This window comes from Arenibacter latericius DSM 15913 (assembly GCF_000424985.1).
GTDB classification, from domain to species: Bacteria; Bacteroidota; Bacteroidia; order Flavobacteriales; family Flavobacteriaceae; genus Arenibacter; species Arenibacter latericius.
This window is the reverse complement of sequence record NZ_AUKX01000007.1, coordinates 67284-92290: the sequence shown is the minus strand read 5'-3', so window position 1 is coordinate 92290 and position 25007 is coordinate 67284. Positions and strand designations below refer to the sequence as shown.

At 36.5% G+C, this 25007-nt stretch carries 21 protein-coding genes; 10 read left to right on the top strand and 11 right to left on the bottom strand.

What is annotated here, in order from left to right:
* Window positions 1-167 precede the first annotated feature (167 nt).
* Genes H344_RS0104815 through H344_RS0104800 form a run of 4 tightly spaced genes read right to left on the bottom strand, consistent with a single transcriptional unit; the run spans window position 168 to window position 5260 of the window.
* Window positions 168-1988, bottom strand: coding sequence for an ABC transporter ATP-binding protein (locus H344_RS0104815; protein ID WP_026809266.1), 1821 nt, complete (start codon window positions 1986-1988; stop codon window positions 168-170).
* Window positions 1988-3697, bottom strand: coding sequence for a phospho-sugar mutase (locus H344_RS0104810; RefSeq protein ID WP_026809265.1), 1710 nt, complete (start codon window positions 3695-3697; stop codon window positions 1988-1990). The genes H344_RS0104815 and H344_RS0104810 overlap by 1 nt, the downstream gene beginning before the upstream one ends.
* Window positions 3698-3740: 43 nt before the next feature.
* A complete protein-coding gene (locus H344_RS0104805) occupies window positions 3741-4700 on the bottom strand; it encodes a glycosyltransferase family 2 protein (protein ID WP_026809264.1) in 960 nt (319 codons plus the stop codon).
* 35 nt (window positions 4701-4735) lie between these two features.
* A complete protein-coding gene (locus tag H344_RS0104800) occupies window positions 4736-5260 on the bottom strand; it encodes a DUF4199 domain-containing protein (RefSeq protein WP_026809263.1) in 525 nt (174 codons plus the stop codon).
* 171 nt (window positions 5261-5431) lie between these two features.
* Between H344_RS0104800 and H344_RS0104795 the strand changes: the two genes are divergently transcribed.
* The 3 genes from H344_RS0104795 to mtaB all read left to right on the top strand — a co-directional run bounded on the left by H344_RS0104795 (window position 5432) and on the right by mtaB (window position 8565).
* Window positions 5432-5683: a type B 50S ribosomal protein L31 gene (locus H344_RS0104795; RefSeq protein WP_026809262.1), complete on the top strand. Its 252-nt coding sequence runs from the start codon at window positions 5432-5434 to the stop codon at window positions 5681-5683.
* Between the two features lie 65 nt (window positions 5684-5748).
* Window positions 5749-6924 carry a GlmU family protein gene (locus tag H344_RS0104790; RefSeq protein WP_026809261.1) on the top strand — a complete coding sequence of 392 codons (1176 nt, stop codon included), beginning with the start codon at window positions 5749-5751 and terminating at the stop codon, window positions 6922-6924.
* A gap of 306 nt (window positions 6925-7230) precedes the next feature.
* A complete protein-coding gene (gene mtaB, locus H344_RS0104785) occupies window positions 7231-8565 on the top strand; it encodes a tRNA (N(6)-L-threonylcarbamoyladenosine(37)-C(2))-methylthiotransferase MtaB (RefSeq protein ID WP_084148736.1) in 1335 nt (444 codons plus the stop codon).
* 220 nt (window positions 8566-8785) lie between these two features.
* On the opposite strand, the gene H344_RS0104780 is transcribed toward mtaB, so the two are convergent.
* Window positions 8786-9079, bottom strand: a complete 294-nt coding sequence (locus tag H344_RS0104780) for an N-acetyltransferase (protein WP_026809259.1) — start codon at window positions 9077-9079, stop codon at window positions 8786-8788.
* A 153-nt stretch (window positions 9080-9232) separates the two neighbouring features.
* Between H344_RS0104780 and H344_RS0104775 the strand changes: the two genes are divergently transcribed.
* From H344_RS0104775 to cls, 3 genes are all read left to right on the top strand, one after another.
* On the top strand, window positions 9233-9895 hold the full coding sequence (locus H344_RS0104775; protein ID WP_026809258.1) for an alpha/beta fold hydrolase: 663 nt from the start codon (window positions 9233-9235) through the stop codon (window positions 9893-9895).
* A 109-nt stretch (window positions 9896-10004) separates the two neighbouring features.
* Window positions 10005-10970, top strand: a complete 966-nt coding sequence (locus tag H344_RS0104770; protein WP_026809257.1) for a lytic transglycosylase domain-containing protein — start codon at window positions 10005-10007, stop codon at window positions 10968-10970.
* Window positions 10971-12434, top strand: coding sequence for a cardiolipin synthase (gene cls, locus H344_RS0104765; RefSeq protein WP_026809256.1), 1464 nt, complete (start codon window positions 10971-10973; stop codon window positions 12432-12434).
* A 175-nt stretch (window positions 12435-12609) separates the two neighbouring features.
* Here the strand turns inward: cls and H344_RS0104760 are convergent, their stop codons facing one another.
* Window positions 12610-13125 (bottom strand): hypothetical protein, encoded by a 516-nt coding sequence (locus H344_RS0104760; RefSeq protein WP_026809255.1) that lies wholly within the window; start codon window positions 13123-13125, stop codon window positions 12610-12612.
* A complete protein-coding gene (locus H344_RS0104755) occupies window positions 13106-14011 on the bottom strand; it encodes a DUF6263 family protein (protein WP_026809254.1) in 906 nt (301 codons plus the stop codon). The genes H344_RS0104760 and H344_RS0104755 overlap by 20 nt, the downstream gene beginning before the upstream one ends.
* A 207-nt stretch (window positions 14012-14218) precedes the next feature.
* Between H344_RS0104755 and rpmH the strand changes: the two genes are divergently transcribed.
* Complete coding sequence (gene rpmH / locus H344_RS0104745; RefSeq protein WP_026809253.1) at window positions 14219-14380, top strand: 50S ribosomal protein L34; 162 nt, start codon at window positions 14219-14221, stop codon at window positions 14378-14380.
* Window positions 14381-14478: 98 nt separating this feature from the next.
* Window positions 14479-17331 carry a carbamoyl-phosphate synthase large subunit gene (gene carB / locus H344_RS0104740; RefSeq protein ID WP_026809252.1) on the top strand — a complete coding sequence of 951 codons (2853 nt, stop codon included), beginning with the start codon at window positions 14479-14481 and terminating at the stop codon, window positions 17329-17331.
* A gap of 115 nt (window positions 17332-17446) precedes the next feature.
* Here carB and H344_RS0104735 read toward each other — a convergent pair whose 3' ends face one another.
* From H344_RS0104735 to H344_RS0104725, 3 genes are all read right to left on the bottom strand, one after another.
* Entirely contained in the window at window positions 17447-19303 is a 1857-nt protein-coding gene (locus tag H344_RS0104735) for a Xaa-Pro dipeptidyl-peptidase (RefSeq protein WP_026809251.1), read from the bottom strand.
* Window positions 19304-19396: 93 nt separating this feature from the next.
* Window positions 19397-20122, bottom strand: a complete 726-nt coding sequence (locus tag H344_RS0104730; RefSeq protein WP_026809250.1) for a YoaK family protein — start codon at window positions 20120-20122, stop codon at window positions 19397-19399.
* 195 nt (window positions 20123-20317) lie between these two features.
* Entirely contained in the window at window positions 20318-21010 is a 693-nt protein-coding gene (locus H344_RS0104725) for an arylesterase (RefSeq protein ID WP_026809249.1), read from the bottom strand.
* Window positions 21011-21090: 80 nt separating this feature from the next.
* Between H344_RS0104725 and H344_RS0104720 the strand changes: the two genes are divergently transcribed.
* Window positions 21091-21780, top strand: coding sequence for an ABC transporter ATP-binding protein (locus tag H344_RS0104720; RefSeq protein WP_026809248.1), 690 nt, complete (start codon window positions 21091-21093; stop codon window positions 21778-21780).
* A gap of 50 nt (window positions 21781-21830) precedes the next feature.
* The gene (locus tag H344_RS0104715; protein ID WP_026809247.1) at window positions 21831-24332 is read left to right on the top strand and encodes an ABC transporter permease; all 2502 of its coding nucleotides are present in this window, start codon (window positions 21831-21833) and stop codon (window positions 24330-24332) included.
* A gap of 90 nt (window positions 24333-24422) precedes the next feature.
* Here the strand turns inward: H344_RS0104715 and H344_RS0104710 are convergent, their stop codons facing one another.
* Window positions 24423-24866: a hypothetical protein gene (locus H344_RS0104710; protein ID WP_026809246.1), complete on the bottom strand. Its 444-nt coding sequence runs from the start codon at window positions 24864-24866 to the stop codon at window positions 24423-24425.
* Between the last annotated feature and the right edge of the window lie 141 nt (window positions 24867-25007).

The following is a 25007-nucleotide window of genomic DNA, read 5'->3' as shown; positions in this document are numbered from 1 at the left end:
TTATGGAAGTGGATTGGTTTATAAGGATAAGGCAAAATTGTATTATCAAATATTATAGCCTCTGCATAAAAAGGTGGATCAAGCTTGGATTAATAGGCAAATAATTAGCCCTTAGATAATTTATATTAATCACCTAAGGGCTAATTTAAAATAAAACAGCTTATTTATTAAAGGGACTGCATAGCCACTAATTTTTTGTATACGCCATTTGCTGCCAATAGATCTGCATGAGACCCTTGTTCTACAATCTCTCCTTTTTGGAGCACTACAATATTATCTGCATTTTGGATGGTGGAGAGTCGGTGAGCAATGACAATAGAAGTCCTGTTTTGCATCATTTTCTCTAATGCATCCTGTACAAGACGTTCACTTTCTGTATCTAAAGCAGAGGTAGCTTCGTCTAATATCATAATAGGCGGATTTTTAAGTACGGCCCTGGCGATAGATAAACGTTGTTTTTGTCCACCACTTAACTTGTTTCCACTGTCACCAATATTGGTGTTGTACCCATTAGGAAGCCCCATTATAAAATCGTGAGCATTAGCAATTTTAGCAGCTTCAATAATTTCTTCCTCTGTGGCATTTTCTTTTCCTAATCCAATGTTGTTTTTTACAGAATCATTAAATAGGATAGAATCTTGCGTAACTAGCCCCATTAAATTCCGTAGGGATTTCTTAGTAAAATCTTTAATATTGGTTCCGTCAATTTGGATGTCCCCTTCATTTACATCGTAAAATCTAGTTACTAAATTGGCGATGGTACTTTTTCCACTTCCAGATTGTCCTACTAAGGCTACGGTATGACCTTTGGGTACGGTAAGGTTAAAATTCTTTAACACGTATTCATCCTCGTATTTAAAAGAGATGTCCTTAATATTGATTCCTGTATTAAAATCCTCTTTTACGATGGCATTTGGTTTTTCAACAATCGGATTTTCTGTTTCTAAAATTTCTAGAACCCGTTCTGCTGCAGCATTCCCTTTTTTAACACCAAAAGAAGCCTTACTAATAGATTTTGCAGGAGTAAGTATGTTGTAGGCTAATCCCATATAAGCTATAAAGGAAGAGGCATCTAAGGTTTTCTCTATTAATACCATTCTTCCCCCAAACCACAACAGCACACCAATAACTAAAATTCCTAGGAATTCTCCCGTTGGAGAAGCTAAATTTTGTCTGTTAAGGAGCTGATTAGAATATCGGAAAAATCTATTTGTAGAACTACTAAATGTTTGGTAGAATCTAGATTCGGAATTAAATGCTTTTATTACGCGGAGTCCGCCCAAAGTTTCTTCTACAATAGAAAGAAAATCACCTTGTTCTTTTTGCACTCGGTCAGATTGCTTTTTAAGGGATTTTCCTATCCTAGAAATAATCATACCTGCAATGGGAATAAATATAAATACAAACAGGGTTAGCTCCGTACTGATGCCGAACATGATAATAATAGTAAATAAAATAGTCAGCGGCTCCCGTACAATGAGTTCTAATACCGAAAGAAAGGAATGTTGAATTTCAAGTACATCGGAGGTTATCCTAGCAATGACATCTCCTTTTTTCTTTTCAGAATAAAAAGAAATGGGCAGATTTACTATTTTTTTATACATGCTATTTCTGATATCCTTTAAAACCCCATTTCTTAAAAAGGTGATGAAATACATGGCCAAATAATTAAAGAGGTTTTTTAGAAGGAAAAGCGCCAATACCAAGCCAATAACCAAGACTAGACCCTTCATTTCATCGTCTCCAGAATAGGCTGTTACCTTGTAATTGATGTAATCTTGCAAGTAATCCTTCAATTGTCCAAAACCAGTGTAAACCGGTTCTTGCAATACCTTTTTTTCGGGTGTAAACAACACATCTAACATAGGAATCAATGCTGCAAAACTTAGAGCACTGAAAAGAGCGTAGAGGATGTTAAAAAAAATATTTAAAAACCCGTATTTACGGTATGGTTTTGCAAAGCGAAGGATCTTTTTAAAGTACTCCATTAATCAATTTTCAGTTCATTTAGAATTCTATTAATCTTAGCATCCAATTGGGCGTCTACTTCTTTAAAGTCGGCCGCCTTTTCCAAAGGAGCATTGATGCTGAAATAGAATTTAATTTTAGGTTCTGTTCCACTAGGTCTAGCTGCCATTTTAGTGCCATCCTCTGCAATGTAAATCAGTACATTAGATTTTGGAATATCAAGTGGAGTTACCTCACCTGTTTCTACATTTTTAGAGGTGGCTGTGTTGTAATCTTCCACGGTTATTACTTTAGAACCATCAATTGACTCTACCGGATTCTCTTTAAAATCGATCATCATTTGCTTGATTTCCTCTGCACCTTGCATTCCTTTTTTAGTAAGAGAAATTAATTTTTCCTTGTAAAATCCGAAGGCCACATAACTATCTATTAATTCCTTATAAAAAGAGCTGCCGTTTGCTTTAGCACTGGCACCTATTTCACAGGCGAGTAGGGTAGAGGTCACGGCATCTTTATCACGTACAAAATCGCCTACCATAAAACCAAAACTTTCTTCTCCGCCACCTATAAACGGCTGTTCAGGGAAGTCTTTAATCATTTTAGCAATCCATTTAAAGCCTGTTAATGCAGTTTTGCATTCTACGCCATAAGCCTTAGCGAGAGAATCCATCATTGGTGTAGAAACAATTGTAGAAGCTACAAATTCATTTCCATTAATGCCTTTTTCTTTTCGTTGATCTAATAAGAACTTGGTCATCATAATCATGGATTGGTTTCCGTTTAGGATCTCCATTTTTCCTTCTAAATTACGAACGGCAACCCCTAAGCGATCGCAATCGGGATCTGTTCCTATTACGATATCTGCACCTATTTCTTCAGCCTTTTTTATGGCCATTGATAAGGCTTCTGGCTCTTCAGGGTTAGGCGATTTTACCGTTGGGAAATCCCCATCTGGTTTGGCCTGTTCTTCAATAACGGTTACATTTTTATAACCTGCTCTTTTAAGTACTTCAGGAACTGCTGTTATAGAGGTTCCATGAAGGGAGGTAAATACCACCTTAAAGTCGTCCTTTCCCTTGGCGTTAAAACTTCCATTTGCTACGCAGGCATCAATAAAGGCTTCGTCTACTTCCTTACCTATTAATTTTATAAGGTCGTTATTTGCTTCAAATTTGATGTCCTCAAAGGAAAGGCTGTTTATTTCTGCAACTATTTTTCCGTCCTGTGGGGGTACAATTTGTCCGCCATCGGTCCAATATACCTTATAGCCATTATATTCTGGTGGATTATGGGAAGCGGTTAAAACAATACCTGCATGGCAATTAAGATGACGAACAGCGAATGAAAGCTCTGGAGTAGTGCGGAGTTCAGAAAAAAGATAAACCTGAATTCCATTGGCCGAAAATACTTCGGCTACCGTACGCGCAAGGGTATCACTATTGTGTCTACAATCATAGGCGATTACCACTTTTAGGTCGGTGTTAGGATATGCTATTTTTAAATAATTGCTAAGTCCTTGGGTGCTCTTGCCTAGGGTATATTTATTTATACGGTTGGTTCCTGCCCCCATAATACCGCGCATTCCCCCGGTTCCAAATTCTAAATCCTTATAAAAGCGATCTTTTAATTCTTCCGTATTATTTTCGATTAGATCTTTTACTTCTTCTTTTGTCTTAGTGTCAAAAAAATCCGTTAACCAATCTTTAGCATTTTTCATTATTGCTTCCATAGTATCTTTGGTTTGATTATGTATTTAAAAATACAAAGATTTATTATTTATTTTGATTAAGGTTTAAACCTTCTGAAATAGTGTATCGGGTCTCATTTTTTCTATTCCTAACAATAATTTCTCCTAGAAAGCCGGCTAAAAATAATTGAGAACCTATTACCATAGCTATTAGTGCAAAGAAGAACTGAGGACGGTCTGTAAGAAGACGTCCTGAAGGATTTATAAATAATTTATCTACTCCTAAATAAATAGCAAATCCAAATCCAATAGTAAACATCAATACACCTAATGCCCCGAATAGATGCATTGGCCTTCTGGCAAACTTAGACACAAACCAAATGGTGATTAGGTCTAGGAAGCCATTAATAAAACGTTCCATTCCAAACTTTGTCTTGCCATATTTTCGTGCCTGATGCTTTACTACTTTTTCATCTATCTTAGAAAATCCGGCCGATTTTACCAATACGGGAATATAGCGATGCATTTCTCCAGATACTTCAATGGTTTTTACTACTTCTTTTTTATAGGCTTTAAGCCCGCAATTAAAATCGTGAAGTTTAACGCCTGATGTTATTCTAGCGGCCCAATTGAATAATTTTGAAGGAAGATTTTTGGAAAGGATAGAATCATATCTTTTTTTCTTCCACCCCGATATTAGGTCATAACCATCTTCGTGTATCAACCTATATAGTTCTGGTATCTCTTCAGGATTATCTTGTAGGTCGGCATCCATGGTAATAATTACATCACCTTTTGCCGCTTTAAAACCTGCATGTAAAGCTTGGGATTTACCAAAATTCTTTAAAAATCGAATCCCTTTTACATTAGGGTTGTTGTTTCCTAGCTGGGTGATAATTTTCCAAGATTTATCAGAGCTCCCATCATCTATAAATAGGATTTCATATAAAAATTGATTGGATTGCATAACACGTACAATCCAATCATGCAGTTCTGTTAACGACTCTTCCTCGTTGAGTAAAGGGATTATTATAGATATATTCATTCGGTACTAATGCAAAATCTTTTCAAAAGTACAAATTACTGAATAGTTTCCGGTCTTTTTAAAATTAATGCAGGGAATAAGGATAATATAAAACTACTTATCACACTAAATAATAGTCCAAATGCTATTTGCATAGTGGTTGTATTAAATTTTTTGCCCATCTCCATTTGCGCATCTACCTGCTCTGGAGTCATATTAGTGGTTTCTAGGAGTAGTCCTTTTTGATAGGTCATCGCCTTTTCCATCATATCAGGATCTATTACACCTACCATTAACTGATTAAATAAGATGCTGATAATACCACCTATTAAACCAATACCAACTCCAAGTTTTAACGCCTGACCAAAGGACATAAAACCATTGTTCGCTTTTCTAAACTGGAACATACCTATAGTAATTACGGTAATCGTTAAAATGAGGCTTACTGCAAGAACCATCATCCCGCCTTGATAATGCATATCCAAAGAATAAAGCATTAGTCCAAATATAACGCTTAGAGAACCTAGGATTAGTCCGTAGGTTGATGCAAATTTTCCAGTTTTAGGTTTTTCTAATTCCATTTTTTTATGATTAAGTTGTTTTTAGATTTGTATTTGTTGGCCTATATTTGTTACAAATAAAGATAAGTTATATTTATTTTCTCTTTTTTAAGGATATAAATTGTTCATATCAGAAAAATAATTAAATTTGCACCTCGAAATCAAGATCAAGAAGGAATTAACGTTTTTACAATGAAAAAAGATATACATCCAGAAAATTATAGATTGGTAGCCTTTAAGGACATGTCCAATGATGAGGTTTTTATCACTAAATCTGCAGCAGAGACCAAGGAGACTTTAGATGTTGAGGGAGTAGAGTACCCGTTGGTGAAATTAGAGATTTCTAGAACTTCTCATCCATTCTATACTGGTAAAGCTAAGTTATTGGATACGGCTGGTCGTATTGATAAGTTCAAGAATAAATACGGTAAATTTAAGAAATAAACTTTTTTACTAAAAAGATTAAAAGTCACGCATTAGCGTGACTTTTTTTGTTTTAAATTAGTTGTATGAATTATATTCTTTTTGATGGTACTGTAAGAAATGCTTTATTACCCTTCACCTATACTAGACCGGTAGCAGAAATACGAATAGGTATTTTGACCATTCGGGAAAAGTGGGAGAAATATCTTGGTAGTACCACAACCACCATTACCGAAGATTATTTGTCGGAAAAATATCCCTTAGTGGAAATGGAGCATAATGTATTGATTAATGCTTCTTTATTGCCTAATCCCGATTTGGTAGATTTAATTTTAAATCTAGAACAAAACGAGATTATTTTGTACCATGATGAGATAGTTGCGTTTTATGCTAGTGAGGCCCAGGAAGAAATAGACTTCTCTACATATAGTGCTACTGAATATGAGGGTGATGTTTTAAGGATAGAGAATACATGGGATATATTTTCTAAAAATGCGGAGGCTTTACAGGCCGACTTTGATCTTATTACTGAAGGCAGAAAAAGTGCTCCAATTTCTAAAACAAACGACCTTATATGCCCCGAGAATATATTTCTTGAGGAAGGAGCAAAGGTAGAGTATAGCATCTTAAATGCTACTGATGGTCCTATATACTTGGGGAAAAACTCTGAAGTGTGGGAGGGAAACCTTATTCGTGGAGGATTTGCCCTTTGTGAAAAAGCAGTAGTTAAAATGGGGACTATGATTTATGGCGCTACTACTGTTGGTCCCTATAGTAAGGTTGCTGGGGAGCTTAGTAATTCGGTTATTTTTGGGTATTCCAGTAAGGGGCATGAAGGATACTTGGGAAATTCTGTTCTTGGAGAATGGTGTAATATTGGAGCTAGCTCTAATAACTCCAATTTAAAAAATAACTATGCCTTAGTTAGGTTGTGGAATTATGAAACGGAAACATTTGAACCTACAGGATTACAATTCTGTGGGTTAATGATGGGAGATCATAGTAAAACCGCTATTAATACGATGTTTAATACGGGAACTGTGATTGGTGTAAATTGTAATATTTATGTGCCTGGATTCCCTAGAAATTTTATTCCTAGTTTTAGTTGGGGTGGCGCAACTGGTTTTAGTACTTACCAGCCAGAAAAAGCTTTTGAAGCTGCTAAAGTGATGATGGCAAGAAGGGAAGTAGAATTTAATGAAATGGATGCTAAAATCTTGACGCATGTTTTTGAGGAATCAAAAAAATGGCGCAATGATTAAGGGTAGAGTCTAAATTTATTAAGCGCTACTTATAACCTGTTGTCGATGGGAAGATGATGTTTTAAGCTGAAATTATCATCTAAACCTCCGGTTTTTCATAGAGCTGTTTCTTTTAAAAATAATTGAAATTCAACCATCAATTAAAGATTTTTAGCTTAGGATAGTTGTAGTTTGTGGCGATTCAAGATGTGTTATTTCGCTATAAACTTACCACTAGGTTTTGGATTATTGGTATATTTGCACCGCATTTAGCAGAATTTTAAAGGAAACTAAATTGAATGTCAATTTGGTGAAAGAGAGATGGATATGAAAAAAAAGGTCGCTTTCTACACATTGGGCTGTAAGCTCAATTTTTCAGAAACTTCAACAATTGCTCGTAATCTGGTAGACGAGGGCTTTACACGGGTAGATTTTACAGAACATGCTGATATGTATGTTATAAATACATGTTCGGTAACTGATAATGCAGATAAACGGTTTAAAACTATTGTAAAACAGGCTCAAAAGGTTAATCCAGATGCGTTTGTAGCGGCAATTGGTTGTTATGCACAGCTTAAACCTAAAGATTTGGCCGCGGTAGATGGGGTAGACCTTGTTTTAGGAGCTACAGAGAAGTTTAATATAGCAGACTATGTAAACGACCTGTCTAAAAATGATTATGGGGAAGTGCATTCCTGTGAAATTAATGAGGCCGATTTTTATGTAGGGAGCTATGCTATAGGCGATAGAACTAGAGCATTTTTAAAAGTGCAAGACGGTTGTGATTATAAATGCACCTATTGTACCATTCCACTAGCAAGAGGGATTTCTCGAAGTGACACCTTGCAGAATGTATTGAAGAATGCAAAAGAAATCTCGGAACAAGGAATTAAAGAAATAGTTCTAACCGGAGTTAATATAGGGGATTATGGAAAGGGTGAATTTGGAAACAAAAAACACGAGCACACCTTCTTAGACTTGGTTAAGGCGTTAGATACTGTAGAAGGTATACATCGACTAAGAATTTCTTCTATTGAGCCTAATCTGTTGAAAAATGAAACCATCGAATTTGTGGGGAATAGCAACTCTTTTGTGCCTCATTTTCATATTCCATTACAGAGTGGTAGCGATGAGATTTTAAAATTAATGCGAAGACGTTATATGTCTGATTTATATGTAAATCGGGTAAATAAGATTAAAGAGGTAATGCCAGATGCTTGTATAGGAGTGGATGTGATAGTTGGTTTTCCTGGTGAAACCGATGAGCATTTTCTAACTACCTATAACTTTTTAAACGACTTAGATATCTCTTATTTGCATGTTTTCACCTACTCTGAAAGAGACAATACCGTTGCTGCTGAAATGGAAGGGGTAGTGCCTAAAAAAGTGAGGAATAAAAGGTCTAAAATGTTGCGAGGGCTCTCTGTTAAGAAACGTAGGGCATTTTATGAGCAACAATTGGGTACAACGCGCACGGTATTATTTGAAAGTGAAAATAAGGAAGGCTATATTCATGGGTTTACGGAGAATTATGTAAAAGTAAAGTACCCATGGGATCCTGGGTTGAGTAATATGTTACATGAAGTGAAGTTAGATACTATTGCGGAAGATGGATTGGTGAGGTGTACCATATTAGAAAAAGAGGGCGTTACAGTTCGTTAATTCTTTTTTAAGCATTATATAGCTCCTAAATAACTCCATAGTTTCCGAATCTAGAAATAGTGTAAAAGTAGCTATAAAAGAAAAAGCCTTTCGTTACGAAAGGCTTTTTCTTTTATAGTTATAAATACTCCGAGACTTGCTTGCCCGAATTTTTCAGGCGGGCCTCAAAATCAATATATATATCTTTTAATGCCTTGTGGCTTACTCTCGAGTAGTTGACTTATAATTTAATCCCTACGGGGAGCATTTCTTTGTATTGTCGATTTTTTCTCAAAAATCGGGTGATTTCGGGGCTAGTTGGTACTACTCGCAGGTTTTCCTTTTGGATGTGGTTTAAAACACTTTTAATAAAGTTTTCCTTAAACTTAGCATCATTGATTTCTTCAGGGATAACTAATTTTGTTAAGAAAACTTTACGTTCCTGAGAAGCGTACTCTATTTTGGCTAAATGCCCATTAAGATTAGTTTCAAATTGACGCAAGAAACTATTGTCTTTAATTTCTACTTCATTCATATAGATTCGTTTTATTAATTCATTAGTTTTGGATTATGATATTACATATGATACTCCAAAATGAATAGTTAAGATAAGTAGTTAAAAATAGGCGGAGTACAAATTTAATAATAAAAAAGATATATTCCTATTTGTTAGTGTATACTTAAGTTAATGGTCAACAGTAAAATACATGTTTATTTTATGCCAGGAATGGCTGCAAATATTTCCATATTTGAGAATATACGGCTTCCTGAAGAAAAGTTTGTTCAGCATTATTTAGACTGGAGAATTCCAAGTAAAGGTATAAGTCTAGAGGATTATGCCTTGGAAATGTGCACGCGTATAAAGCACTCAAATCCCGTTCTAATTGGCGTTTCGTTTGGGGGTATAATGGTGCAGGAGATGGCTAAGCATATACAGGTGCGAAAAGTAATAATTATTTCTAGTGTGAAAAAGAAGTCAGAATTACCTAAACGCATGATATTTGCAAAATATACCAAAGTCCATAAGCTATTGCCAACTGGTTTGGTAAATAATGTAGAACTGCTGTCTAAATATGCTTTTGGGGAAATGGCTACCAAACGATTAGCGCTTTATGAAAAATACTTGTCTGTACGGGATAAATATTACTTGGATTGGTCCATTGATAATATTGTAAATTGGAATCAGGCTGAATGTGATCCAGAACTAGTACATATTCATGGAGAGAAAGATCCTGTTTTTCCAATAAGTCATATTAAAGATTGTATTTTAGTGAAGAATGGTACTCATACTATTATTATTCACAGGTATAGGTGGTTTAATGAGCACTTACCGTCAATTATATTGCAATAAGGGGGATGTATTTAATATCTTTGACATAATTGGATTTTTGTGTTAAGAGAGAGACTATTAGTGAGAATTCAATTATTTTTTTTAATTACAACAAACAACAAAGAACAATATGAAATTAGTGAAGAATGTTTTAATGATATTGGGTGTGCTCTTTGTGGGAAGCACATTAATTTTTGCAGTTCAAAATAATAGTCAAGATATAGCGATGGTAGAGGATTCTGCTAGCGTTGATAGTGCTAGAAATACAAGCAATGAAAATTCTGGTTACCGAATTACGGCTATTGAGATTCCTGAGGGGTTAAATTTTGCAGGGGAGATAGTTCCATATGAAGATCCAGATATAATGGAGCGGGTAGACCGAGAATTTTTAGTGAATACCTATTGGCAATCTAATGCCTTGTTGTTTATGAAGAGGGCTCATAAGTATTTTCCGATTATTGAGCCTATTTTGGCTAAAAATGGTATACCGGATGATTTTAAATATTTAGCCCTTGCTGAAAGTGGACTTCAAAATGTAGTTTCCCCTGCGGGTGCAACAGGATTTTGGCAAATTATGCGTGGTACAGGTAGGGATTATGGTTTGGAGATAAATAAAAATGTAGATGAGCGGTACCATGTTGAAAAATCTACAGAGGTAGCTTGTCAGTATTTAAAACGTTCTAAGGAAAGATTTGGTAGTTGGACGATGGCCGCTGCCGCGTATAATGCCGGTCCTGCAGGAATGCAAAGATATATGAACACTCAGAAGGTAGAAGATTATTATGATCTTCTTTTGGGACAAGAAACAGGGCGTTACGTATTTCGTATACTAGCGATTAAAGAGATTCTTTCAAATCCTGAGAAATATGGATTTCATGTAGAGGAAAATGATCTATATAAAAAGGTGCCTACTTTTACTATTGAGGTAGATGAGCCTATCGCGAATTTTGCGGATTTTGCCCATGAATATGAAATCAATTATAAGATTTTAAAGAGACATAACCCATGGTTGCGAGAGCCACACCTTAACAATGATTCTAGAAAGAAGTATATCATTGAAATACCTCATAAAGGCTATTATAAATTAGCTAAGTAGATGTTTAGTTTTCTAGAAGGTAATGTTTGGAAGGTCCTTTTAGAAGTAAATTATCTATTGGTTATTGTATTTTCTATTGTTATTGTCCTTAAAAATAGGAACCCTGTAAAGACACTCTCCTATATTTTTGTGCTTGCCGTTTTGCCTTTTGTGGGGCTATTGGTGTATTATTTCTTTGGGCAAGATTATAGAAAAGATAAGATATTTGATAAAAAGTATATCCTTGATGACGATAGATTAAGAAAATGGAAAAATAAGATTAGTCTTAATGCGGAGGAGAGAGAAGATTTAGGAGATCTATTTGGAGAAGGGATACTTAAGGTGTATCGGCTGTTAAAAAACAATGAAAAAGCGGTGCTTACTTTTGATAATGAGGTGTCTATTCTTATAAATGGAGAGGAGAAATTTAAACAGCTTAGAAAAGACCTTGCGAATGCAAAACATCATATTCACTTAGAATATTTTGTAGTTCTCGATGACGAATTTGGTGATGAGATTATAGATGTCTTATGTAAGAAGGCTAAGGAAGGGGTTATTGTTAGGTTGATTTATGATGATGTAGGTAGTGATATTTCTTCCAAGAATAAAAAGAAGCTCACCAAAAACGGGGTGCAACACTTTGCCTTCCTCCCTGTTCTATTTTCCAATTCCACCAGTAAGCTGAACTACAGAGATCATAGGAAAATTGTGGTTATTGATGGGGAAATCGGGTATGTAGGCGGAATTAATCTGGATAAAAAGTATGATAACACTTATGATAACGATACCTATTGGAGGGATACTCATATGCGCGTTATGGGAGGTGCTGTTGGGGCATTGCAGTCTTCTTTTATTCTAAGCTGGAATTTTGTTTCCAAGGAGGAGCAGGAAATTGAAGAAATTCTATTACCCAAAAAGAAACCGAGTGTTAAAGAGCCCGTAGCTATCCAAATTGCTGCAAGTGGACCAGACAGTGATTGGGCAAATATAATGGAAGCTATTTTTTGTATGATTAATTCGGCTAAGGATCGTGTGTTAATTACTACCCCATATTTTATGCCTAATGCGTCTATACTTACTGCCTTAACAACGGCAGCTAGGAGTGGAGTGGAGGTGAAGATAATAATTCCTTATGAATCGGACTCCTGGGCAGCTCAATACGCAACCGATTCCTATATTGAAGAGTGTCTTCTGTCTGGGGTTAGAGTGTACAGGTATTCTAAAGGCTTTGTACATGCTAAAACCTTAGTGATAGACGATATGTTCTCTAGTATTGGAACAGCTAATATGGACTACAGGAGTTTTTCTATGAATTTTGAAATCAATGCTCTCCTGTATAATAGGGATGTTAATCAGCAAATGGTAGATCAGTTTAATATAGACTTAGAAGATTGCGAAGAGGTGACCTTAGACCGCTGGGAAAATAGGGGGATTAAACGAAAGCTTAAGGAGTCTTTTAGTAGGTTGTGGGCGCCATTACTATAGGTTAATCAACGATTTTCACTGCTGTTATAATGAATGAAAAAAGCCAATACCTGTACTTTTCTGTTCGGTATTGGCGATTCTAAAATATAAATAATAAACGTTATACTAGGGAAAATTACTAATTCTGTCTAAAAAATAAAAATTAAATTTTCACGACATATTAGTTATTCAACACCTATATTTTTTTCATTTGTTGTTGCATCATCTTAATCTGATCAGTAAGCATATTTTGCTTGTCTAGCTTCTTGGCTTCCTGCAATAGCATAGTAGCTTCCCTCTTTCTGCGTTTCTGCATAGCAATACCCGCCAAACTTAACTTTGCCATTGCTACGTCATAGTCCATGTTAAGGCCAAGTTTTAGAGCTTTTTTAAAATATTTTTCAGCCTGAGTAAGGTTGGTCTGGGAAAAGATTATACCGTTAAGGTAGTTGTAATACCCATGTTGCTTTTGAGTAAGAGCCGTTTCGGGATTTTTAATTTTATTTAGCCATTTCTTAGTACCCTCAAGATCTTGTTTCCTCATCCGTAGGAAGGCTAAAAGGATAATTTCATTTCTAAAATAAAGAAATACAAAAATAGAGGCTAATAGAATCAAGAAGATTCCGTTACCTATATTCCCTTCTACAAATTGGTAAACCGCATACGCAATAATCAGTGCGGCAATAATTATCTTAAAGTTTTTGTTGAACATGTTCCTTATTAATTAATTCGTAAGTGATTTTAGATTTTATAGTGGTAGGCAATTCTTGGTCTCCCAATTGCACTAAGGTAGACACTCCTTTAGATGTTCCTTCCACAGTCATTTTTATAATGAAACCGGTATCAATGCTAGACAAAATTGTTGTGTATTGATTTCCTTTTAGTTTCATGGTGGTATTGGGTTCTTTTACGTCCATTACTATGGTGCCCTTCCCAGTTATTGTTGATTTCTGACCTGAAATTCCCTTTAAAGTCCAAGTAGTGGCTGTTTTTAATTTCCCCGAGTAGGTGTTTTCCCAAGTATCGCTAACCTGTACTTTTTTATTGGGGTAGATGTAAGTCATTTGCTTGTAACTATTGGATAAGGCTTCTGAGCCAAATTCCTTTCTTAGGGATTTTTTCATCAGGTTAAGTGCAAACTCATCTTTTAGACCAGAGGCAGTTGCCATTTTAGAGACTAGGCTATCTCCCCCTTGTACGTTAAGAATATCTCCTGTTTTAGCTAGAGTTAATGTAACTGGATTTTCTAATATAGTATTGAATATTTTAGATTGCATATCTCCTACAACAACCTCCTTAGCTTTAATATTCATTAATTCACCCTCTATACTAGAAGTCATTCTAAGATTTAAATCTTTAAAGGTAAGGGCTATTATATAACCTTCTGCTACTTCATTAAGAACTTTAAATTCTAGAACTCCATTAATTAAATTGGTAATTACATGGGAAGCTCCATCCAATTCTTGAGTAATGATTTGCTCGGCTTCTTGCTTCACCTTAAATACGTCTCCTTTGTGCAAATTATACCCCAAGGAAACTTGCCCGAATACCACTATGTGGAGTAGGGTAAAAATTGTAAAAAGAAGAAACCGCTTCATGTGAAATTATGATTCTAATTAAACCGATGCAAAAGTAATAAATTAGTACCGGCCTAGAGGTGGACAATTATAAAAAAATATTTTTTTAATAAGGCTTGCCAAAGCAAAAACTCTTTGTATATTTGCACCCGGATTTTGTCTGGTACATTTGCAAAATCCATAGAACTTAGAATAGAAACTTAAGAAGACTTTTAAAAATACGCCACGATGAGCAAAAGAACATTTCAACCATCAAAAAGGAAGAGAAAGAATAAACATGGTTTTAGAGAACGTATGGCTACTGCTAATGGTAGAAAAGTTCTTGCTAGAAGACGCGCAAAAGGTAGAAAGAAATTATCTGTATCTTCTGAGTTGAAGCACAAGAAATAATGAGAATACTGTTATTATAATTAACAAAGGTGTTACTTTTTCCAAAGTAGCACCTTTTTTTTGCCCGATTTGTTTTTATATTTATAATACTCACTACAATGCCCAAAAGAAAAGATTTAAACTCCATTTTAATTATTGGTTCTGGCCCCATCGTTATTGGTCAGGCGTGTGAATTTGATTATTCAGGTACCCAAGCGCTTAGGTCCTTAAGGGAAGATGGGATAGAGACAATCCTAATCAATAGTAACCCGGCTACGATTATGACTGATCCTACTATGGCTGATCATGTCTATTTAAAACCGTTAACCACCAACTCAATCAGAGAAATCCTGGAGAAGCATCCAAATATAGATGCGGTACTACCAACTATGGGTGGGCAAACTGCGTTAAACCTTTGTATTGAGGCAGATAATAAGGGTATTTGGGAAGATTTTGGAGTAGAAATTATAGGAGTAGATATTGATGCTATAAATATTACAGAAGATCGGGAAAAATTCCGTGAACTTATGCTTAAAATCGGGGTAGGTATGGCGCCACAGGCTACTGCAACCTCGTTTTTAAAAGGAAAGGAAATAGCCCAAGAGTTTGGTTTTCCATTGGTGATTAGAGCTTCCTATACTTTAGGGGGTGCTGGTGCATCTATAGTTTATAAACCTGAGGATTTTGATGAGATGCTTTCTAATGGTTTGGAAATCTCTCCTATTCACGAGGTGATGATAGACAAGGCACTAATGGGATGGAAAGAGTATGAGTTAGAATTGCTACGTGATAAGAATGATAACGTTGTAATTATCTGTACCATTGAAAATATGGACCCGATGGGAATCCATACAGGGGACTCTATAACGGTAGCTCCTGCGATGACTTTATCGGACAGCACTTTCCAAAGAATGCGCGATATGGCCATTAAAATGATGCGTAGTATTGGAGATTTTGCAGGAGGATGTAACGTACAGTTTGCTGTTAGTCCAGATGAAAAAGAAGATATTATTGCTATTGAGATTAATCCGCGTGTATCTCGTTCCTCGGCATTGGCTTCTAAGGCTACTGGTTATCCTATCGCAAAAATTGCAGCTAAATTGGCAATTGGGTATAACTTAAATGAACTAAGTAACCAGATTACTAAATCTACCTCTGCTTTGTTTGAGCCAACTCAGGATTACGTGATCGTTAAAATTCCAAGATGGAACTTTGATAAATTTGAAGGGTCTGATCGTACTTTAGGACTACAGATGAAATCGGTAGGTGAAGTAATGGGTATAGGTCGTTCTTTCCAAGAGGCCTTACACAAAGCTACACAGTCCCTAGAAATTAAAAGAAACGGACTTGGTGCAGATGGTAAAGGGTATACTAATTACGAGGAAATTATTCAAAAACTAACAGTTCCAAGTTGGGACAGAGTTTTCGTAATCTACGATGCTATTCAGATGGGAATACCATTGAGTACTATCCATGAGATTACCAAAATAGATATGTGGTTCCTACGTCAATATGAGGAGCTATACCAACTAGAAAAAGAAATTTGTAAGTATTCAATAGAATCCCTTACTAAAGATTTGTTACTAGAGGCTAAACAAAAAGGTTTTGCTGATAGGCAGATTGCACATATGGTAGACTGTTACGAAAGTGAAGTGTATAATAAACGTGTTGCTCTTAATATAAATAGGGTTTATAAGTTGGTTGATACTTGTGCGGCAGAATTTAAAGCAATGACCCCGTACTATTACTCCACTTTTGAAGCTGAAATTGAAAAACCTGATGGCACTAAATATGTACAGAACGACAGTGTAGTAAGTGACAAGAAAAAAATTGTTGTGCTTGGTTCTGGACCTAATAGAATTGGACAAGGGATAGAATTTGACTATTGCTGTGTGCACGGGGTATTAGCTGCGGCTGAATGTGGTTATGAGACTATCATGATTAACTGTAACCCAGAAACAGTATCTACCGACTTCGATATTTCCGATAAGCTTTACTTTGAGCCTGTATTCTGGGAGCATATCTATGATATTATTAGACATGAGAAGCCAGAAGGGGTAATTGTACAGTTAGGAGGGCAGACAGCTCTTAAGCTTGCAGAAAAGTTAGAAAAGTACGGTATTAAAATTATAGGAACTAGCTTTGAGTCTTTAGACTTAGCAGAAGATCGTGGAAGTTTCTCTACACTGTTAGAGAAAAATGACATTCCTTTTCCAAAATTTGGGGTGGCAGAAACTGCTGATGAGGCTTTAAATCTTGCCGATGAGCTAGACTTCCCACTTCTAGTACGTCCTTCCTATGTTCTTGGAGGGCAGGGAATGAAGATTGTGATTAATAAAGATGAGCTAGAAGAGCATGTCGTGGATCTTTTAAGGAAGATTCCTAATAACAAACTTCTGTTAGATCACTACTTGGATGGTGCTATTGAGGCAGAAGCAGATGCTATTTGTGACGGCGAAGATGTGTATATCATAGGAATAATGGAGCATATAGAGCCATGTGGTATTCACTCTGGTGATTCTAATGCTATATTACCTCCATTTACTCTAGGGGAGCTTGTAATGCAGCAGATAAAAGATCATACCAAAAAAATAGCCTTGGCCTTAAATACTGTAGGACTAATTAATATACAATTCGCTATAAAAGACGATATAGTTTATATTATTGAGGCTAACCCTAGAGCTTCTAGAACTGTTCCATTTATTGCAAAAGCTTATAAGGAGCCCTATGTAAACTATGCGACCAAAGTAATGCTAGGTGAGAAAAAAGTGAAGGATTTTAATTTTAATCCACAACAGGAAGGATTTGCAATTAAGCAGCCTGTATTCTCCTTTGAGAAATTCCCTAATGTAAACAAAAATCTTGGTCCAGAAATGAAGAGTACTGGGGAGAGTATATTGTTTATTGAGAACTTAAAGGATGATCAGTTTTACAACCTTTATGCTAGACGTAAGATGTACTTAAGCAAATAAGCTTCCATTTTATAGGGGATATCCCCATATAAAAAACTCCTTTGCCTAATCTTGTGGCAAAGGAGTTTTTTTATTGTAAGGGGTTTAATTCCCTACTATTCTATTTGGATATAGGTTATTCTGTAGTAGCCTCTTTAAAACTTTCTGTACCTCCAACAATAGGAATTGTTAGGTTAGTGTTGTCTAGATCTACTGTTAGTTCTGTTCCAGGTTCTGGCCAAAGCGTAAACTCCCTATCGCTAGAGAAAATCATTAACCCAATTTGTTGTCCTTTTGGGATAATTTGATCATCGGGCATTAAGCTAAAAGATACTTCATAAAATTGTCCTGGGTTTAAAGGTTCTCCATTCGTTAAAGAATTATGGTTTTGTGGGTCGGCCCATCCCCGGGTAATAATATTATCGGTAATTTTGGCTTTACGGTTGTTGTTCCATGGTAATGAAACTAGCCAAACCGATAAGTTCGCTGCAGCTTTATTGCTTGCAAGGGAAATAGTAACTTTAGGTGTCCCAGATATATGGAGATCTTTGGTTAAGGTTGGAGTTACATATAACAATCGGTGATTGGTATTTTCTGCCTGTGCAAGAACAGCTCCCGAAAAAGAATAGTTGTCTATAATTTTTTCCTTTACTTGAGTAGTTTCTTTTTTTAATGATAGACCACCAACTTCTGGTGCCCCTTTAGTTGGGTATAATACCACCGGAGCGGCTTCAGGATTTGGGTAATCCTTATATGGAGTTGGCTCGTTTCTAGCATCATTCTCTCTTACTATCCATGCCTTTGGGTCGTTTTCTACCCCGTTTTCAATTCCATGTAGGTATCGGGTAAACCATCGGTTCATCATTTCTAATGGAGGCTCTCCACCATGACCATCTTGATGGTAATAGGTTTGTGTAGGTAAGCCTTTGTCCTTGGCAGCCTTATATATTCTATAACTGTGTTCTGGCATTACATTCCAATCATTAAACCCATGAGCCATTAATAGAGCGGCTTTCATGGGCTCTATTTTATTTAAATAATCTCGATTTGCCCAAAAGTCGTTGTAGTCGCCTGTAATTCTATCCATGCCATTTTTCAACTCCGTATCTCTTATAATGGCATTGTTGTGAGCTCGTTTACTTTCATCACCACTGTGAATAAAATCGTATAGCACATCAATATCTTCACCTAGATAACCACCTGGAGATCTTACAAGTCCGTTAGACCTGTAATAATGGTAATAGGAAGTGTTTGGTGCTATCGGGATAATAGCTTCCAAGCCTTTTACCCCTGTTGTAGCAGCTGCTAGTGGGAGCGTGCCATTATAACTAGTACCTGTCATACCTACTTTTCCTGTAGACCAATATGCTTTTACTCGTTCCTTGCCATAGGGTTCTGTATATCCCTTAGCACGACCATTTAGCCAATCTATTACTGCTTTTGGAGCCAGTGATTCATTCTCGCCACCTACGGTAGGGGCGCCCTGTGAGAGGCCTGTACCAGGAGAGGAGGAATGGACCACAATGTACCCTCTAGGTACCCAGGTGTGGATATGAGAATTTGAAATTATTGGTCTTTCCCCAGTACGGACCACTTCGGGGTGAACGCGTGGCGGTGCAGCTTCGCCTAGCTCATGTTTCACATTCCAAAAACTACCTTCAACAAAAGGAGCTACCCCTGCAAAATAAGGGCTAGTAATATATATCACTGGTAACTTAAGTTTCTCGGTATCGGTTTGGTACGGTCTTGTCACCGAAACGTGCATCCTGTCTTTTTTACCATCTCCGTCCGTATCAAATTCGGTTTCTACCCAGAGATCGTGTCGTATCCATTTTGAAGCATCTTTAAATTCAGGAACTATTTGAGCTTCCCCATTATTAAAAATAGGTAGTGCCTTTTTAGTTGCCGAAACCTCTTCTGTCTGAGCATTTATTAGGCTTATGAACCCAAAAATGAGGGATAGGCAAAGCGCGAGGTTATTTTTTTTAATCATAGTACGATAATTAGAATTTTAGTTTACGAATAAGCTATAAAACTACGTAAAACCTTTCTTAAAGTTGAGATTTATGTCTGTTCGGGATTATTCCTATCTATTTTGATACCTTCTTTTGACTAAAATAGCCTTAAACTTGATACGGCTGTACATTAAGCCAATTAGAAGTAATGCAGCAGCTACTAAAAGGGCATTATAATGAATAATGGTATATAGGTACCCACCAATAATTCCGCCTAAGAAGAAAAAACTAATAATATAAAGTCGTAGTCTAATATTAGTTAAGACATGTTTCTTATTCGCATGTTTCTTAGGAAACATTAAATAAGATAGCTCTATCCCCAAATCTGTGAAAAGCCCGGTTAAGTGAGTAGTACGCACTACGGCATCTGATATTTTGGTTACAAACGAGTTTTGGACTCCCATTGCAAAAAGAAGGAGACAGGCAATTATACTTGCAGATAAATCTGGTGTTATATGTACCAAAACTGCGACGAGTACTAGAGTTATCACTTCCAACAGAGTGGGGAGTATATAAATATTTATCCTTTCACCAATATTAGTCAACTCTATTAACGTGCTAGAAAGAAATGACCCAAAGAGGAATGAAAGAATATAAAGTAAATATACCGTTCCTTGCCACGGCTCCCATCTATGGATTTCATCAATAAAAAAAGCAAAGTGCCCCGTTACGTTTGTGGTAAGCTTATGGATAGACAAAAAGCCGGTAACGTTTACAATTCCTGCAACAAAGGAAAGTAAGGATGCAATCTTTAAATTGTGTTTGGCGGTTCTGAATTTACCTTGATGTCTAAACATTTTATTTTTATATAGGGTGCAAAAACCTAATCAGTTTTTGCGACTATTGTAAGTTTATAGTTTATGAGCCATGTGAAGTTCGGTTTTTTAATTCAATTTCTGAATAGGAAAATTAAGCGGATTATTGATTTAAAACTTGATGTTGTTGTTAATTAATAAATGCAGCGCTTTTATGGTGTTTAGGAATTCAAATATTTAATTTGATATGGCTTTATTAATTATTGGCCATATATTCTTTGCGATTATTTGCTGTCCTTCAGCTGTAGGGTGAATACCATCGGCTTGGTTTAGTTCAGGGATTCCGGCTACGTTTTCTAATAAAAATGGAATTAGCATTAGATTATTTTCTGATGCTAACTGTGGAAATATGTTTTTAAATTCTGTGGTGTATTCCGGACCCATATTGGGCGGAATTTGCATTCCAGCTAGGATAATGATTGTATTAGGGTTTTCTGTTTTTACTACGTCAATAATATCTTGTAGGTTTTTCTTAGTTTCTACCAATGGAATTCCTCTTAACCCATCATTGGCGCCTAACTCCAAAACAAAGACATCTACCTTTTGCTTAAGCACCCAAGAAATTCTATTCTTACCGCTGGCAGTAGTTTCTCCACTTAATCCTGCATTAATAACTTTATAGGGTAGTCCAAGAGTGTCTAATTTCTCTTGAATGAGTGCAGGGAAAGCTTCGTTGGGATCAAGTCCCATTCCCGCAGTAAGGCTATTGCCATAGAATAGGATAATTCTATTATCCTCGGTTGGTGTTGTTTTTAATGTTTCCTGTTCACTTTGTATTGAATCTTTGGAGACATTTTTCTGTGATTTTTCCCCACAAGACATTAGTAAGGTTAAAATAAATAAATAACAAAAGCTTAACAGGGTTCGCATGTGATAATGGATTTAATTAAAATCATTTTCTTATTTTGTCCAATTGAAACAAAGGAAACAAAAGCAACATTAGAAGAATAATGGCAAAGATATTAAACGTAAGCAATCTAGGGAAATCTTACTCTAGTGGTTCTAAAAAATTATCCGTACTCCAAGACATTAATTTTTCTATAGAAAAAGGCGATACTTTTTCTATAGTAGGTCCTTCTGGAAGTGGAAAAACTACTTTGCTTGGACTTTGTGCCGGTTTAGATAGGGTAGATACGGGGAGCATAGAACTCTGTGGGATGGATCTTGGAGGCTTAGGTGAAGATGAGAGGGCTTTGCTGCGGAGTAGAGAAGTGGGGTTTGTGTTTCAAAACTTTCAATTGTTACCTACGCTTACCGCATTAGAAAATGTAGTAGTACCCTTAGAGTTACAGGGAGTTAAGAAGGCCTCTAAAAAAGGAATAGAGTTGTTAGAGAAGGTTGGATTAGCAAATCGGTTACACCATTACCCCTCACAGCTTTCAGGTGGGGAGCAACAGCGGGTTGCAGTTGCTAGAGCATTCTCTAATCAACCTTCAATATTATTTGCCGATGAACCTACTGGTAATTTAGATGCCGAGACAGGTGAAAAGATAATTCGATTGCTGTTTGATCTAAATGCAGATACTGGCACTACTTTGGTAATTGTTACGCATGATATGGAGTTGGCAGAAATGACGCAGCATCAGATGAGGTTAAAAGGAGGAAAGATTGTTGTAGACCAAAATACACCCATATTGTGAGAAAGAATTCCAACGATTATACCAAAGCAGACTTTCTTTGGATTTTAAAGATGGCTTGGCGGGACGGGAAAGCTAGTGCCAAAAAATTGGTGCTTTTTATGGCTTCTATCGTAATAGGAATTGCCGCAGTAGTTTCCATTCAGTCTTTTGGGGACAATCTTAAGAAAAACATTTCTTTGCAATCTAAGTCCCTAATGGGTGCCGATTTTATTATAGATAGTAAGCAGCCTCCCAATGCTAGGGTTATGGGAATCATGGATTCTCTAGGGGGTGCCAATGCCAAGGAAATTAATTTTCCTTCCATGGCTGTATTTGTAAATAAAGGCAGTTCAAAATTGGTGCAGATACGTGGTGTTGAAGGCGGATTTCCATTTTATGGGGAAATAGATACGGAGCCTAAAGAAGCCGCATCGATGTATCAAGAAAAGGGTGCAGCTCTAGTTGATGCTACAGTAATGCATCAATTGGGGGTGGTGCCTGGAGACAGTATAAAGGTGGGCGAGGTTACTTTGCCAATTGCTGGTTCTATTAATTCCATTCCAGGGAGTTCTTCCATATTTAGTTCTATAGCTCCTCCTGTTGTAATCCCGTATCGATTTATTGAAAACTCAGGACTGATACAGCAAGGAAGCCGATTGGAGTATGAGTACTATTTTGTGGCCGACACAAATATGGATCTAGAACTGTTAGATAAAACCCTGAATCCTATTTTGGAAGCAGAAGAAGCAGATCTAGACACCCATTTATCAACTAGTCGAAATTTAGGTAGGCGATATGATAATTTTGGAAAATTTCTTAATCTGGTGGCGTTTATCGCTCTTTTGTTGGGGTGCATTGGTATTGCGAGTGCCGTTCATGTCTATATAAAAGGAAAGCTACCTAATGTAGCTGTGCTAAAGTGTTTGGGAGCTACAAAAAGACAGACTTTCTTAATCTATTTAATCCAAATTGCTGTAATAGGTTTTGTGGGTGGACTAATAGGGACTACGGTAGGCTTGCTGTTGCAACAAGGGTTTCCTATACTATTACAAGGATTATTGCCCGTGGAGGTTCAGGTTTCGTGGGCACCACAAGCGATTTTTATGGGGCTTGCATTAGGGGTGTTTATGTCGGTTTTGTTTGCCTTATACCCTTTAATGAGTACGCTATACGTTTCTCCATTACAAGCATTGCGGATAGGAAATAAAAGCGAATCTGCTTCTAAATTATCGGGGGTATTGGTTTCGGGAGGTATTTTTATATTTATTTTCCTTTTTTCACTGTGGCTGATAAGGGAATGGCGATATGCCGTTGCATTTGTTGCAGGTATACTAATTACCTTTTCAATATTAGCTGCGGTGGCCCATTTTTTAATGCGAGGGATTAAAGTGTATTTTCCCTCTTCCTGGAGTTTTCCTGCCCGGCAGAGTTTATTAAACTTATTCCGACCTCAAAATCAGACCATAATTTTAATACTGTCAATTGGGGTAGGAACCTTTCTAATTAGTACCCTATATTTTACAAAAGATTTTTTGCTAGCACAGACCAATATGGAAAAGCAAGCAAATAGTCCCAACATAATACTTCTAGATGTTCAAACTGAGCAGCGTGGAGAGGTTGCAGGAACTATAAAGGATAATGATTTATCTGTGTTGAATGATATTCCTATAGTGACCATGAGGGTGCAAGAATTAAATGGTAGATCTGTTAACGAGATACGTAAGGATACTACTTCCACTGTGAGAAGATGGATCTTAAACCACGAATTTCGGGTAACCTATAGGGATAGTATAACCTCGTCAGAATCATTAGAATCTGGGGATTGGGTTGGTGTAGTGGAGCAGGAGTCGGAAATTCCTATATCTATCAGTGATAATTTTGCTAGAGATGCCAAAGTATCCTTAGATGATAAAATTACATTTAATGTACAAGGGGTGATTGTGAATACCAGAGTCGCTAGTATTAGGACTGTGGATTGGAGTAGTATGCAGCCTAATTTTACTATAGTCTTTCCTAAGGGGGTTTTGGAAAATGCCCCTCAATTTAGAGTGTTAACCACTAATGCTCCCAGTCAGGCTATATCTGCTGGATTGCAAAGAGATCTGGTCCATAAATTCCCCAATATTTCTATATTGGATCTTAGGCAGATATTAGTCGTTATAGAAGGGCTCCTTAATAAAATTTCCTGGATAATTAATTTTATGGCTTTCTTCAGTATCCTTACTGGGATAATTGTGCTTTTGGGGGCTATTCGTACTGGTAAATATCAACGAATTAAGGAGAGTGTCTTGCTCAGGACCTTAGGGGCTAAAAGTAGTCAGATTCTGTGGATAACCGCTTTGGAATACCTGTATTTAGGGGTTTTAGGAAGCCTTTCAGGAATAGTACTTTCTTTAGTAAGTAGTCAACTAATGGCATGGTGGGTTTTTGATGCGCCATTTGTACCATCTTTGGTGCCATTTTTAGTGTTGTTTCCTGGTATTGTATTATTAGTATTATTTATTGGGCTAATGAATAGCCGGAGCGTAATTACAAGTCCACCCTTAGTTGTACTTAGAAAGGAAGGGGATTAATAATGGCTATCTTAAATTGCAACATTTAGGTTGGAGTTTAATTCCAAGTAAAAAGAGCAAAGATCCTGACTGAGGTAATTGATTTTGGATTTATATTGCCTTTATGTTGGCTTTTAACCCTTCCACTATGCCCAATATGTTTTGTACGGTTTCCTTTAAATAGAGTTCAATAATCACATTAGGTATTCTAATGGTTGTAAATCCGTTTTTAAAGGAATGCATAGCCTCTTCCAAGTCAGTAATTGCCTGTTCGTGGGAGATACGATGGTATTCGGTGTCGACTTCAATATTCAGACGCACCCTAGATATTGCAATGTCTACAGACTTTTTGCCGTCCCACCATTCTAACGTTGGATCTACTCCAGCGTCTTTTAAGCCGTAATATAACTGTATGGCTTCTTTTGGTGTGCCTTTAAGTTTTATAATCTTTTCGACTCGGAGCTTGTGTTTTGAGCAGAGCTCTAATCCAAAGGCGTCCATTGCATTTTTATAATCAATAAAACTAAGCTTTTCTCTACATTCTAAACAAGTCATTTGAGTAGGTTAAGAAATTAATTTGGGACTATTATAACCATAATTTTTAAGGTTTATTATACGTGGGTGCTGTAAAAAATCTAAGTTTTAGATGAACTGCAAAACTTCGGATGAACAGCACGTTGTATGTGATATTATCCC